The organism is Spirillospora sp. NPDC048819 (genome assembly GCF_040650055.1).
Lineage (GTDB): Bacteria > Actinomycetota > Actinomycetes > Streptosporangiales > Streptosporangiaceae > Spirillospora.
In genome coordinates, this window is record NZ_JBEZGN010000011.1 from 135,804 (window position 1) to 148,800 (window position 12,997).

Here is a 12,997-nt window from a genome sequence, read left to right on the forward strand (position 1 = left end):
TCGGGCATTCTTTTAGGGTGCGAGGCAAGGCAAGCCTTACCTAACTACCTCTGGGCTTGCGGCTGCGCGGTTCACCGCTCCACGGACGCCCACCCGCGATCCAGGCGTGCGAGGGCCGGCACCCCAGCGGATTCCCCGAACATGGAGCACGGATTGAAACGTCCACACAGCCTTCGCATCGTCGCCGTCCTGGCGATCCTGCTGGGCGGCATCGTGGCCTGCGGCGACTCGTCGGAGAACAAGGAGGCGGCCGCGAGCGGCGGCTCCAGCGCCTTCCCCATGACGATCAAGCACGCCCTGGGGACGACCACCATCGAGGCCAAGCCGAAGCGGGTCGCCACGGTCAACTGGGCCAACCACGAAGTGCCGCTGGCCCTCGGCGTCGTCCCGGTCGGCATGGCCGCCGCGAACTTCGGCGACAGCGACGGCGACGGCGTCCTGCCGTGGGTGTCGGAGCGCCTGAAGGGACTCGGGGCCAAGACGCCCGTCCTGTTCGACGAGACCGACGGCATCGACTTCGAGGCCGTCGCCGACACGCGTCCGGACGTGATCCTGGCCGCCTACTCGGGCCTGACCCAGCAGGACTACGACACCCTCACCGAGATCGCCCCCGTCGTCGCCTACCCGGACGCCGCGTGGGCGACCCCGTGGCGCGAGATCATCCGGATGAACGGCAAGGCCATCGGGCTCGCCGCCGAGGGCGAGAAGCTCATCAAGGACATCGAGAACGACATCACGACGTCCGTCGCGAAGTACCCGCAGCTCAAGGGCAAGTCGGCGATGTTCCTGGGACATGTCGACCCCAACGACGTGAGCGAGGTCGGCTTCTACACGACGCACGACACCCGAACGAAGTTCTTCGAGGACCTCGGGCTGACGACGCCGGGCAGCATCGCCGAGGCGTCCAAGGGCACGGACAAGTTCTCCCTGTCGAGGAGCGCGGAGCAGATCGACGTGTTCGACGACGTCGACATCATCATCGGATACGGCGACGAGAAGCTGGTCAAGAAGATCAGTGAGGACCCGCTGCTGTCGAAGATCCCCGCCGTCGAGCGCGGCTCGATGTACTTCCTGCCCGAGACCAAGCCGCTGGGCACCGCCGCGAACCCGACCCCGCTGTCGATCTCGTGGGTGCTGGAGGACTACGTCAAGGCGCTCGCCGAGGCCGCGGACAAGGTCAAGTGACGTCGGTCGACACCGACCCGACGGCCGTCACCGGCCGCGCGCCGGACGCCGCCCTCGTGCGGCGTCCGGCGCGCGTCCGCGTCCTGTGGCTGCTCGTCACGGCCCTGATCCTGGCCGCGGTCATGGTCGCCTCCGTCGTCCTCGGCTCGCGCGACGTCGCCTGGTCCGACGTCTGGGCCGCGCTCGGCGGCGCCGACGACACCCTCGAACGTGCGGCGGTCACCAAGCGCATACCGCGCACCCTGCTCGCGGTGCTGGTCGGCGCCGCGCTCGGCCTCGCCGGCGGCGTCATGCAGGGCGTGACCCGCAACCCGCTGGCCGACCCGGGCATCCTCGGCATCAACATGGGCGCGTCGCTCGCCGTCGTCACCGCCGTCGCGTACTTCGGGCTCACCTCGCCGACCGGGTACATCTGGGTCGCGATGGCGGGCGCCGCCGCCACGGCCCTGTTCGTCTACACCGTCGGGTCCCTCGGACGCGGCGGACCCACGCCCCTCAAGGTCACCCTCGCCGGCGCCGCCACGTCCGCGGCCTTCGCCTCCCTCGTCAGCGCCGTCGTCCTGCCCCGCAACGACATCGCCGGGGGCTTCCGGCTCTGGCAGATCGGCGGGGTCGGCGGTGCGTCCTACGAGCGCATCGGGCAGGTCCTGCCGTTCCTCGCCGCCGGCTTCGTCCTGTGCCTGTTGTCCGCGCGGGCGCTGAACTCGCTCGCCCTCGGCGACGAACTCGCGGCCGGGCTCGGCGAACGCGTCGCCGTCATCCGCGGGACGGCCGCCCTCGGCTCCGTCGTGCTGTGCGGCGCGGCGACGGCCGTCGCCGGGCCCATCACCTTCGTCGGGCTCGTCGTCCCGCACGCGTGCCGCCTGATCATCGGCGTGGACCACCGCTGGCTGCTGCCGTCCTCCGCCCTGGCCGGCGGGGCGCTGCTCACCGCCTCCGACGTCGTCGGCCGCGTCGTGGCGCGCCCCCAGGACATCGAGGTGGGCATCGTGACGGCGCTGATCGGCGCCCCGTTCTTCATCTACATCGTCCGCCGGCAGAAGGTGCGTGAGCTGTGACCGCCCCCGCCCCCGCTCCCGCAGCCGTCAGGCCGTCCGCGGTCCAGGCGGTCGCCCGCGGCCGCCGCCGGCGCGGTGCCCGGCGCCGCCTCATCGTCACGACGCTCGCGGTCCTCGTCGTCGCCGGGTTCGCCGTCACCCTGATGGCCGGGCACACGTTCTACCCGCCCGGCGACGTGGTCCGCGTCGTCCTCGGCGAGCAGGTGCCCGGGGCGTCCTTCACGGTCGGGCGGCTCCGGCTGCCGCGGGCCGTCCTCGCCGTCAGCGCGGGCTGCGCTTTCGGGCTGGGCGGCGTCACCTTCCAGACGATGCTCCGCAACCCGCTGGCCAGCCCCGACATCATCGGCATCAGCGCCGGCGCGAGCGCCGCCGCGGCCGTCGCGATCGTGACGCTGTCCCTCGGCGGGACCCAGGTGTCCGTCTTCGCGATCGTCTCGGCCCTCGCGGTCTCCCTGATGATGTACACCCTCGCCTTCCGGGACGGCGTCGTCGGCACGCGGCTCATCCTGATCGGCATCGGGATCGCCGCGATGCTCCACAGCGTCATCTCCTACGTCCTGTCCCGGGCCGCCGCGTGGGAACACCAGGAGGCCATGCGCTGGCTGACCGGCAGCCTCAACGGCGCGAACTGGGAGCAGGCGCTGCCCGCCCTCATCGCGGTGGCCGTCCTCGCCCCCGTCCTGCTGACCCTGGCGCGCGACCTGTCGGCGCTGCAGCTCGGCGACGACACCGCCTCCGCCCTCGGGGTCCGCGTCGAGCGCACCCGCATCGCGGTGATCGTCGCCGCCGTCGGCCTGATCGCCTTCGCCACGGCGGCGGCCGGGCCGATCGCGTTCGTGGCGTTCCTGTCCGGCCCCATCGCGGCCCGTCTCGTCGGCACGGGCGGGTCCCTGCTCGTGCCCGCCGCGCTCGTCGGCGCCCTGCTGGTCCTCGTCGCCGACTTCGCCGGCCAGTTCGCGTTCGGCACCCGCTACCCGGTCGGCGTCGTCACCGGCGTCCTCGGGGCGCCCTACCTCGTCTACCTGATCGTCCGCACCCATCGGGCCGGAGGCTCACTGTGACCACGTCCCACTCCCTCACGGCCGAGCACCTCACGCTCGGCTACGGCGACCGCGTCGTCGTGGAGTCCCTCGACCTGACCGTGCCGCCCGGCGAGATCACGGTCATCGTCGGCGCGAACGCCTGCGGGAAGTCGACGCTCCTGCGTTCCCTGTCCCGGCTCCTCGCGCCCCGCGAGGGCCGTGTCGTCCTGGACGGCCGGCAGGTGCACCGCATGCCCGCCAAGGAACTGGCCCGCACGCTCGGGTTGCTGCCCCAGTCGCCGGTGGCGCCCGAAGGAATCACCGTGCTCGACCTCGTCAGCCGCGGGCGCCACCCCCACCAGGGCATCTTCTCCCGATGGAACGCCGGGGACGACGCCGCGGTCGCGGCGGCCCTGGAGGCCACGCGCACGACCGGCCTCACCGACCGTCCCGTCGACGAACTGTCCGGCGGCCAGCGCCAGCGGGTGTGGATCGCCATGGCGCTGGCCCAGCAGACCGACCTGCTCCTCCTCGACGAACCCACCACGTTCCTCGACGCCAGCCACCAGATCGACGTCCTCGACCTGCTGACGGACCTGAACCGGACCCGCGGCACCACCATCGTGATGGTCCTGCACGACCTCAACCTCGCCGCCCGCTACGCCGACCACCTCATCGCCCTCGCCGACGGCGGCCTGCACGCCTGCGGAACCCCGGCCGAGGTCCTCACCGAGGAATGCGTCCGCACCGTCTTCGACCTGGACAGCCGCATCATCGAAGACCCCGTCTCCGGCCGCCCCCTGATGCTCCCCATCGGCCGCCACCACACCCGCCCGCTCCCCGTCCCGGAGCAGGACCACGCCGAGGCGACGTCCCGCTGACTCCCAACCGTCCCGCTGACTGCCAGACCGCCCACGGGAACGCGCGGACGCGGTCACGGCCGCCGCCAAGGGACCCGTGCCGCCATCAGCGCACGACGCGGTAGCGCAGGTGGGTGACGCCGTTGCCCTGGAGGACGGAGACCGGCCCTTCAAGGTCGACCGGGGCGTCGTCGCTCTTCAGCCCGCTCATGAACGGCACGCCGTCCCCGAGGAACACCGGCGACAGGTCGACCCACACCTCGTCGAGCAGGCCCAGTTCGAGCGCCTGCCGGGCCATGGTGCCCGCGGCCACGTTGACGTCCTTGCCGTCCGCCGCGGCCTTGGCCTGCTCGATCGCGGCGGCCACGCCGCCCTCGGTGACGAAGGTGAAGGGGGCGGAGGTCTCCCGGTCCCTCCAGTGCTCGGGGAACCTGTGGGTGACGACGAAGACGGGCTCGCCGGTCGGCGAGTTGCCGCCCCAGCCGTCGGTCAGGTCGAACAGCCGCCTGCCGATCACACCCGCCCCGGCCGCGCCGGCCATCTCCCGCCAGTGGATCGCGCTGGCCTGGCTCATGCGGAACGTCCGTCCGAGCACGGGGACCTCGACGTCCCCCGAGTCGTGCCAGCGCATCAGCCGGTCGAAACCGCTCTCACCGGGGCCGGCGATGTAGCCGTCCAGGGACATGCTCGCCGTCGCGTACACCTTGCCCATGATCATGCTCCCTTCGCTTCCAGGATGGACCCGGGAGGCACGGGAAACTCATCGGCGCCGGCTTCGCCGCGGTCGCGCGGTCAGGCCGAGGCCGAAGCGGCGTCGCCGATGGCGGCGATCTGGTCGGCGAGTGCCTGCGGCGCGTCGAGTGGAACGAAGGTACGCGCTTCGGGGACCTCGATGAACTCGGCGCCGCCGAACGCCCGCGCCAGGCGCCTGCCCAGTCTCGGCGTGAACGACCGGTCGCGGGTGCCCCAGACCAGCCGGACGGGGCCGTCGAAGCGAGAGAGCCGTGACGAGACGTCGTTCAACTCGCTCGGATCGACCGCCTGAAGGAACCGGACGGCGTCGGACCGCACGGCCGCGTCGGTGAGCGCGGGCTCCAGCCACGCGCGGCTCTGCGCGGGATCGAATCGCCGGGCGAGGAGCCCGAACCCGAGCGGCGAGTGCCGGACCGCGCGCAACCTCATCGGCTGAAGGACGGACCGCATGCGGCGGGTGCCCTTGAGGAGGTTGAAGACCACGTTGAAGGGGAACGGCGGGAAGGTGTCGAAGGCGTCGCAGTTCGTGAGCACCAGGCGGCCGACGCGGCCGGCGTCGGTGTCGACGACGTACTGGCACAGCGCGCCGCCGGTGTCGTTTCCGACCAGCGTGACGTCGGTGAGATCGAGGGCCTCGAGGAAGCTCAGGATCTGGCGGGCGACGCCTCGCGGCGTCTGGTCGGCGTCGGGCAGCGGCAGGCGATGGGAGCCGAGCGGCCAGTCGGGCGCGTAGGACCGGATTCCCCGGGCGGCCAGGCGGTCCGCCACGCCGGACCAGAGGGAACCGTCGACCAGGAAGCCGTGGACGAAGACGACCGGCGGTGACGCGGCGTCCTCGGGGCCTGCGGCCCGGTAGCCGACCGTGCCGTATGTTAGATCGATTGTCTCCATCCCGGCCCATCTCCCTGAAGTGAAGTAACATACAACTTGTATGTACTTACGGACAGACTGTATGAAAAATTCTCCTCGCACGCAAGCAGAACGTTCCGCCACCACCCGGGCGGCGCTCATCCGCGCCGGCCGGAAGCTGTTCGCCGAGCACGGCTTCGCCGGCGTCGGCACCGACACGATCGTCCGCGCCGCCGACGTCAGCCGCGGCGCGCTCTACCACCACTTCTCCGACAAGACCGGTCTCTTCGCCGCCGTCCTCGACGAGCTGGAGGGCGAGACCGCCCAGCGGGTGGCGGCCGCGGCGTTCGCGGCGCCCGGGGCCGAGTTCGTCGAGATCATGAACCGGTCCCTGCTCGCCTGGCTGGACGCCTGCGAGCAGCCCGAGGTGCAGCGCATCCTCCTGATCGACGGGCCGTCGGTGCTGGGCTGGAGCCACTGGCGCGAGATCTGCCAGAAACACGTCCTCGGCATGATCGAGGGCGTCCTCGCTCAGGGGATGGCCGACGGCGCGATCCGCGAGCTGCCGGTCAAGCCGCTCGCCCATGCCCTGCTCGCGGTGGCGGACGAGGCGGCCCTCCTGGTCAGCGCGGCCGAGGAACCGGCCGCCTCGCGGCGGGACGTGATCGCGGTGGTGGAGCCGTTCTTCGAAGCACTGAAGCGATAGGCGTCGAAGCCGCCAACGCGCACCAACCCGAATGTGCCCATCGGCATCTCACTACCAGAGCATCATGGAGATCCATGTGCGGGCGTGGGACGGGAGGGGTGCGCCTATGGAGGCTCTGCGGTCCGGTGATCCCCGGCGTGCCGGCGGCCACCGGCTGCTGGGCAGGCTCGGCACCGGGGGCATGGGACAGGTGTTCCTGGGACGTTCGCCCGGCGGGATGCTGGTGGCGGTCAAGCTCGTCCATCCGCACCTGATCGAGGACCCCGACTTCCGGGCGCGGTTCCGGCGCGAGGTCGGCGCCGCGCGGGCCGTCAGCGGCGCGTTCACCGCACCCGTCGTCGACGCCGACCCCGAGGCCGATCCGCCGTGGCTGGCCACCGCGTACCTGCCGGGCGTCCCGCTTGACCAGGCCGTGCCGCTGCCGGTGCCCGCGGTGTTCGCGCTGGGTGCGGGCCTCGCCGAGGCGCTCGTGTCGATCCACCGCGCCGGGGTCGTGCACCGCGACCTCAAACCGTCCAACGTCATCCTGGGGGCCGACGGCCCGCGGGTCATCGACTTCGGCATCGCCCACGCCGCGGACGCCGCCGTCGTCACCCGGACGGGCTCCGCCGCCGGATCTCCCGGCTTCATCGCCCCGGAGCAGGCCCGCGGCGGGCCGACGGGGCCCGCCGCCGACGTGTTCTCGCTCGGCGCGGTCCTGGTCTTCGCCGCGACGGGCGTCGGCCCCTACGGGAAGGGGCCGCCCCACCTGCTGATCTACCGGGCCGTGCACGAGCGGCCGCGGCTCGGCGGCGTCACCGACCCGGCGCTGCGGGCCGTCGTCGAGGCATGCCTGGACCAGGACCCGGACCGGCGCCCGAACCCCGATGAGCTGCTGCGGCGGCTCGCCCCCCGCGTGCCGGAGCACACCGACCTGCACGGCGTCGGCTGGCTGCCCGACACCGTCGGCGCACGCATCGTCCAGTCCGGCGCGGACGTTCCCGACCCGCCGCGTTCGACGCTCCGGATGGAGCACGCGCCGGGACGGCGGCGCTTCCTGGTGGTGGGCGGGGCCGCTGCGGCCGTCGCGCTCGGCACCGGGGGAGTCGCGGCGCTGGTACGGGTGTTGCGTGAGCCGTCCGCGGGACCGGAGGCTCAGACGCCGAAGGCGTCGCCCGTCGCCTCCTCCGCGTCGGCGCCCCCGCCGATGCGGGACGGCAAAGTCCTGTGGAAGCGCTTCTCAGGCGACGAATACCTGCTCTCCACCCCCGTCATCGCGGGCGGGACCGTCTTCGCCGGCAGCGAGAAGGGGAACCTGCTGGCGTTCGACGCCGGAACCGGCAAGCCCCGGTGGACGTACCGGACCTCGCAGCGGATCGTCACCGGCCTCGCCGCCGCCTCGGGCCTCGTCTACGCACTCTCCCAGGACGGCGTCCTGCACGCGGTCGACGCCCGCACGGGCCGGGCCAGATGGCGGCGGACGGTCGGGAGAACGCAGGCCGACCCCATCGCCGCCGGCGGTCTCGTCTACTCGGGCGGCGACGCCGTCCACGCGCTCGACGCGTCCGGCGGTTCGGTTCGATGGCGGGGGAGCGGCGCCGGCCGGACGCCCGCCGTCGCCGGCGGGGCCGTCTACGTCCCCCGCGACAAGAGCCTGGCCGCCTACGACGCGTCCACCGGCCGGGCCCGCTGGACGTACGCGTCGCCCGCAGGCGTCCAGGACACCGCGGCGGCGAACGGCCTCGTGTGCTTCGCCGACTTCCAGGGCGAGAGGATCCACGCGGTCGACGCCCGCACCGGCAAGCGGCGCTGGACGTTCGACGTCGGCGAGACCGCCACGTCCCGGCCCGTGATGACGGACCGCACGGTGTACGTCTGCGACTACGGCGGGAAGGTGTCCGCCCTGGACTCCGCCACGGGCACGATGCGCTGGCAGGCCCAGCTCGAAGGCCAGATCCAGGAGAACCCGGTTCTGGCCGGCGGCACTCTGTACGTCCCGAGCGGGGTCTACTCTGGCGGCTCCGTGTACGCGCTCGACGCCGGAACGGGCCGCAAGGTGTGGCGGTTCCAGACCGACGATGGCATCGAGTCGGGCCCGGCCATCGCGAACGGGATCGTTTACACCGGATGCAAGGACGGCTATCTGTACGCTCTCGACGCGCGCGGCGGTTCCGGCGCCGCGACCGGTTGAGAGGGGAGAGCCGATGTCCGCGACGCGTCCGGGAGACCCCCGGCAGGTCGGGCCCTACCGGGTCGTGGCGCGGCTGGGCGCGGGCGGCATGGGGCAGGTCTTCCTCGGCCGCTCGCCCGCCGGCCGCACGGTCGCCATCAAGATCATTCACCCGGCCATGGCGGAGGACGGCGACTTCCGGGCCCGGTTCCGGCGCGAGATCACCGCCGCCCGCGCGGTCAGCGGCGTCTACACCGCCGCGGTGGTGGACGCCGACCCCGACGCATCCCCGCCCTGGCTGGCCACGACGTTCCTGCGCGGCATGTCCCTCCAGGAGGCCGTCGCGACGCACGGACCGCTGCCCGTCCCCGCGGTGCGCGCGCTCGGCGCCGGGCTCGCCGAGGCGCTGCGGTCCGTCCACCGCGCCGGGATCGTGCACCGCGACCTCAAACCGTCCAACGTGATGCTCTCGCCCGAGGGCCCGCGGGTCATCGACTTCGGCATCGCCCGCCCGAGCGAGGCCACGGCGCTCACCCGGACCGGCGCGACCCTCGGCACCCCCGCCTACATGTCCCCTGAGCAGGCGTCCGGCCAGGAGGCGGGGGCGCCGTCGGACGTCTTCTCCTTCGGCGCCGTCCTGACCTACGCCGCCACCGGCATCGGCCCGTTCGGGCAGGGCGCCGTCCACGAGATGGTGTACCGCGTCATCCACCTGCCGCCCTACCTGGACGGCGTCGCCGATCCCGGCCTGCGCGCGCTGATCGCGGCGTGCATGGAGAAGGACCCCGCCCGCCGTCCCGGCGCCGACTGGCTGCTGGCGCAGCTGTCCGCCGACCCGCAGGGCACGCAATGGCTCCCTCCGCACGTCGCGCACGACGTCGCCCGGCGGGGCCAGGCCACCGTCCCCCGCGGCCCCGTCCGCCGCCGCTTCCTGGCCTTGGCCGCGGGCGGCGCGGTCGCCGCCCTCGCCGCGGGCGGCACCGGCGTCCTCTTCCTGCTCCGCGACGACTCTCCGCTCCGCTGGACGTTCGAACTCCCCGAAGGCATGTCCATCAGGACGCGGCTGGTCGCCGCCGGCGGCGCGGTGTACGCGTTCGGCTCCGCCGGGCGGTCCGGGCAGACCTTCGCCATCGACGCCCGGACCGGGAAGCAGAAGTGGCGCGGAGACTTCACAACCGCCCGCGGCTCCGCACCGGCTCTGCTCGACGGGAGAGGCTTCGTCTACGACTCCTCGGGCGGGGACCTGCTGACCGCGTTCGACATGGCGACGGGCAAGACCGTGTGGACGGAGCAACTGAAGACGTTCGGGCTCGCGCCCGCCCCGGTCGCCGGCTCCGGCGTCGTCTGCCTCGCCGGCAGCGGCGGCACCGGGGACTACGGCGTGTACGGGTACGACGCCGCGACCGGCAGGCCGCGCTGGCAGTACCAGGTGGACGACTTGCTCGAAACCGGCGCCGTGATGTCGGGAGCCACCTGCTACTTCACGTCGAACGACGGGTTCGTCTACGGGATCGACGTCACCACCGGCAACGCCCGCTGGCGGACGGGGACGGGTGCGCGCTCCAGGACGACGCCCATGGTGGCGGGTGACGTGGTGGTGGTCCTCGCCCAGGACGGCTCCCTCCGCGGCCTCGACGCGGCCACCGGCCGGCAGCGGTGGCGCACCCCCTTGGGCGACGACACGGTGATCCAGGGCGCGGTGGGACTGCCGACGGGCGTAGCCGGCGGCACCGTCTTCGTCGGCGGCCTGAGCGGGACGCTGTACGCCGTCGACCCGGTGACCGGACGCCTGCTGTGGAAGCAGTCCGCCGGGACCGCGCCGGGCAGAGCCGGGTCGCGCGACTTCATGATCCCCGCCATGGGCGGCGGTCTCGCGGTGGTCACCGACGACGAGGGACGTCTCGTCGCCCTCGACGCCGCCACCGGCAGGCCCCGCTGGGAACGCAAGGTCGACAAGGGCCTCGGCGAACGGCCGCTGATCTCCGGTTCCCTGGTGTACTACGGCGCCGTCGGCGGCCTGACCGCCTTCGACCTGACAACGGGCCGCACACGCCACCGATTCGACTTCGAGGAAGTCCAACGCGTGGTGGGCTCAACGCAGTTCTACACCGCAGCGAAGGGCACGGTGTACTGCGTAGTAGACAGCGCCGTAATCCAGGCAATCCACCCCGCCAAGTGACGCCGCCCGCCAAGTGACGCCGCCCGCCAAGTGACGCCGCCCGGCGCGTGGCGCCGGCCCTGGTCGTGGGGTTCGGCTAGGAGCGTGCGGGGGTGGCCATGAGTTCGCCGTCCATGTTGACGTGGTAGAGGGTGCCGCCCGAGGCGCACAGGTCCCGGGCTTGTATCAGGCGGGACCGGTGGTCGATGAGGATATTCCTCACCAGCCGGCCGGTCGCCGGGTCGAACGAGGACAGGCCCCGGTCGCCGATGTGCACCAGGCCGTCCGCGAGCACCGGTCCGCTGTCGCTGTCGGGGTGCAGCCGCTGCTGCCACAGGCCGCGGCCGCTGGAGGAGTCCACGACGACGAGCAGGCCGTTGTGCGTGTTCACGAAGAGCCGGCCAGGGGTAACGATCATGCGCGGCGGGTCGACGGAGTTCTTCACCTTGCCGAGAGGGTACGTCCAGCGGAGTCGCCCGGAGCGGCGGTCGAACGCGTGCAGCACCCCCTCCGACCACACCATGAAGATCGTCTTGTCGTCGGCCAGTGTCAGCGTGCCGCCACTGGCGGCCGAACCGGCGAGTTCCGCCTGCCAGCGCAGCCTGCCGTCCGAGGCGGTGAAGGCGAGCACCGTGAGCGACTGCGCCTGGAGCGCGCCGGTGATCGCCAAGACCAGGTCCCCGGCCTTCTGGAGGGGCAGGGCCGAGCGCTGCGGGAGTTCGGCGGACCACCGGCGGCGGCCGGTCGCGGCGTCGATGCCCACCAGCAGGTCATTGGCGTCCAGATGACACACCGTCCGTCCGAAGGCGACCGGCCCGTAGGCGGTCGCCGGCCGCCGGCCGCGGCTCCACCGTGGCCGGCCGGTGCGGGCGTCGAAGGCCATCAGCGTGTGCTCGCGGTCGACAGGGACGCACACCACGCCGCCCGTCGCCGCCGGCGGCGGGCCGGTGACGAAGAGACCGGGCCGCTGCGACCACGCCTCCCGGCCGGTGGCGATGTCGTACGCGGCGAGCCGGCCGTCCTTGAGGTGCAGGAACAACCGGTCCGCCGACCACGTCAAACCCTCCATGGTGTCGGTGTGCACGTCCGGGACGCTCCACGCGACCCGGCCGACGCGCGGGTCCACGGCGGCGAACGTGGTTCTGCCGACGACGAGCAGCATTCCGTTGACGAACACCAGGCGATGCTTTTTCAGCAATCCCTCACCCGGTAGGCGAACCATCCAGCGCACCGTTCCCGGTGGGCCGCCGCGCCGGGTGCGCATGTCGTCGATCGCGAGGAACGCGGCCACTCCGGTGACCGCCCCGCCGGCGATCAGCACACGGCGCGGTATCCGCCGTCGGCGGCGGACGGGCAGCGGCGGCGGTACCGGTTCCGTGCTCCGGTGGCCGATCCCGGTGACCACCTGGTTCGGCAGCCACTGGGTGCCGTGCAGCTCCATGGTCGCGGCGTCGGCCAGCCGCGCGGTCACCTGTTCGGGGCCGGGCCGTTCAGCGGGATCCTTGGCCAGGCAGGCGGCGGCGATGTCGCGGAGCACGGGGTCGGCCACCGCCTCCAGCCGCGGCGGCTCGTGCACGGTGCTGTGCAGGATCCGGTGGACGGGGCCGTCGCCGAACGGGCCGGTCCCGGTGACGGCGAAGACCAGGACCGCTCCGAGGGAGAACACGTCGGAGGCGGGCTCCGCCGTGCCGTGCACGATGTGCTCGGGCGCCATGTAGCCCGGCGAGCCGATCACCTCGCCGCTCTGCGTGATGGCGGCGGAGTCGGCCGCCCGCGCGATGCCGAAGTCGATCACTCGCGGACCTTCCCGGCCGAGCAGCACGTTGGCCGGCTTGAGATCGCGATGGACGACACCCGCCCGGTGGATCGACCGGACCGCCTCCGCCAGCCCCACCGCCAGCGCCCGGACGCTGGCCGGCGGCAGGGGACCGTACGACAGGACCGCCTCCTCCAGGGACAGGCCGGGTAAGTAGGACGTGGCCAGCCAGGGCCGTTCCGCTTCGGGGTCGGCGCGCAGCACCGGGGCGGTGAAGACGCCGCTGACCGTTTGCGCGATCTCGGCCTCCCGGCGGAACCGTGCGCGGAATCCGGGGTCGTCGGCGAGCTCGCGGTGGATCAGTTTGATGGCCACCGGCCGTCCGCCGGGGGACGTGCCGAGAAAGACCTCGCCCATGCCGCCCTGGCCGAGCCTGGCGAGCACCTTGAACTGGGCGAGCTGTCTCGGATCGCTGGGTCGCAGGGGCTCCATCGGTTCTCT

General features: G+C 72.8%; 10 protein-coding genes. 7 read left to right on the plus strand and 3 right to left on the minus strand.

Annotation, left to right across the window (positions count from 1 at the left end; genetic code table 11):
• Positions 1-153 precede the first annotated feature (153 nt).
• The 4 genes from AB0C35_RS17810 to AB0C35_RS17825 are packed head-to-tail and all read left to right on the plus strand — an operon-like array spanning position 154 to position 4,146.
• The gene (locus AB0C35_RS17810) at positions 154-1,185 is read left to right on the plus strand and encodes an iron-siderophore ABC transporter substrate-binding protein (RefSeq protein WP_358456679.1); all 1,032 of its coding nucleotides are present in this window, start codon (positions 154-156) and stop codon (positions 1,183-1,185) included.
• A complete protein-coding gene (locus AB0C35_RS17815) occupies positions 1,182-2,243 on the plus strand; it encodes an iron ABC transporter permease (protein WP_358456682.1) in 1,062 nt (353 codons plus the stop codon). Before AB0C35_RS17810 ends, AB0C35_RS17815 begins: the two co-directional genes overlap by 4 nt.
• Positions 2,240-3,304, plus strand: a complete 1,065-nt coding sequence (locus AB0C35_RS17820; protein WP_358456685.1) for an iron chelate uptake ABC transporter family permease subunit — start codon at positions 2,240-2,242, stop codon at positions 3,302-3,304. Before AB0C35_RS17815 ends, AB0C35_RS17820 begins: the two co-directional genes overlap by 4 nt.
• Positions 3,301-4,146: an ABC transporter ATP-binding protein gene (locus tag AB0C35_RS17825; RefSeq protein ID WP_358456687.1), complete on the plus strand. Its 846-nt coding sequence runs from the start codon at positions 3,301-3,303 to the stop codon at positions 4,144-4,146. The genes AB0C35_RS17820 and AB0C35_RS17825 overlap by 4 nt, the downstream gene beginning before the upstream one ends.
• A gap of 85 nt (positions 4,147-4,231) precedes the next feature.
• Here AB0C35_RS17825 and AB0C35_RS17830 read toward each other — a convergent pair whose 3' ends face one another.
• Both AB0C35_RS17830 and AB0C35_RS17835 read right to left on the minus strand, forming a co-directional pair.
• Positions 4,232-4,843, minus strand: coding sequence for a dihydrofolate reductase family protein (locus AB0C35_RS17830; protein ID WP_358456690.1), 612 nt, complete (start codon positions 4,841-4,843; stop codon positions 4,232-4,234).
• Between the two features lie 74 nt (positions 4,844-4,917).
• Complete coding sequence (locus AB0C35_RS17835; protein ID WP_358456693.1) at positions 4,918-5,769, minus strand: alpha/beta hydrolase; 852 nt, start codon at positions 5,767-5,769, stop codon at positions 4,918-4,920.
• A gap of 61 nt (positions 5,770-5,830) precedes the next feature.
• Here AB0C35_RS17835 and AB0C35_RS17840 point away from each other — a divergent pair, with 61 nt between their 5' ends.
• The 3 genes from AB0C35_RS17840 (at position 5,831) to AB0C35_RS17850 (ending at position 10,761) form a co-directional block, all read left to right on the plus strand.
• Complete coding sequence (locus tag AB0C35_RS17840) at positions 5,831-6,433, plus strand: TetR/AcrR family transcriptional regulator (RefSeq protein WP_358456696.1); 603 nt, start codon at positions 5,831-5,833, stop codon at positions 6,431-6,433.
• 106 nt (positions 6,434-6,539) lie between these two features.
• Positions 6,540-8,603, plus strand: a complete 2,064-nt coding sequence (locus tag AB0C35_RS17845) for a serine/threonine-protein kinase (RefSeq protein ID WP_358456699.1) — start codon at positions 6,540-6,542, stop codon at positions 8,601-8,603.
• 13 nt (positions 8,604-8,616) lie between these two features.
• Entirely contained in the window at positions 8,617-10,761 is a 2,145-nt protein-coding gene (locus tag AB0C35_RS17850) for a serine/threonine-protein kinase (RefSeq protein WP_358456702.1), read from the plus strand.
• 76 nt (positions 10,762-10,837) lie between these two features.
• Here the strand turns inward: AB0C35_RS17850 and AB0C35_RS17855 are convergent, their stop codons facing one another.
• Positions 10,838-12,988 (minus strand): PQQ-binding-like beta-propeller repeat protein, encoded by a 2,151-nt coding sequence (locus AB0C35_RS17855; RefSeq protein WP_358456705.1) that lies wholly within the window; start codon positions 12,986-12,988, stop codon positions 10,838-10,840.
• Between the last annotated feature and the right edge of the window lie 9 nt (positions 12,989-12,997).

Coding starts and splice junctions, on each gene's coding strand:
- AB0C35_RS17840 (WP_358456696.1), top strand. CDS start 5,831: ATGAAAAATTCTCCTCGCACGCAAGCAGAACGTTCCGCCACCACCCGG.
- AB0C35_RS17830 (WP_358456690.1), bottom strand. CDS start 4,843: ATGATCATGGGCAAGGTGTACGCGACGGCGAGCATGTCCCTGGACGGC.
- AB0C35_RS17845 (WP_358456699.1), top strand. CDS start 6,540: ATGGAGGCTCTGCGGTCCGGTGATCCCCGGCGTGCCGGCGGCCACCGG.
- AB0C35_RS17835 (WP_358456693.1), bottom strand. CDS start 5,769: ATGGAGACAATCGATCTAACATACGGCACGGTCGGCTACCGGGCCGCA.
- AB0C35_RS17850 (WP_358456702.1), top strand. CDS start 8,617: ATGTCCGCGACGCGTCCGGGAGACCCCCGGCAGGTCGGGCCCTACCGG.
- AB0C35_RS17855 (WP_358456705.1), bottom strand. CDS start 12,988: ATGGAGCCCCTGCGACCCAGCGATCCGAGACAGCTCGCCCAGTTCAAG.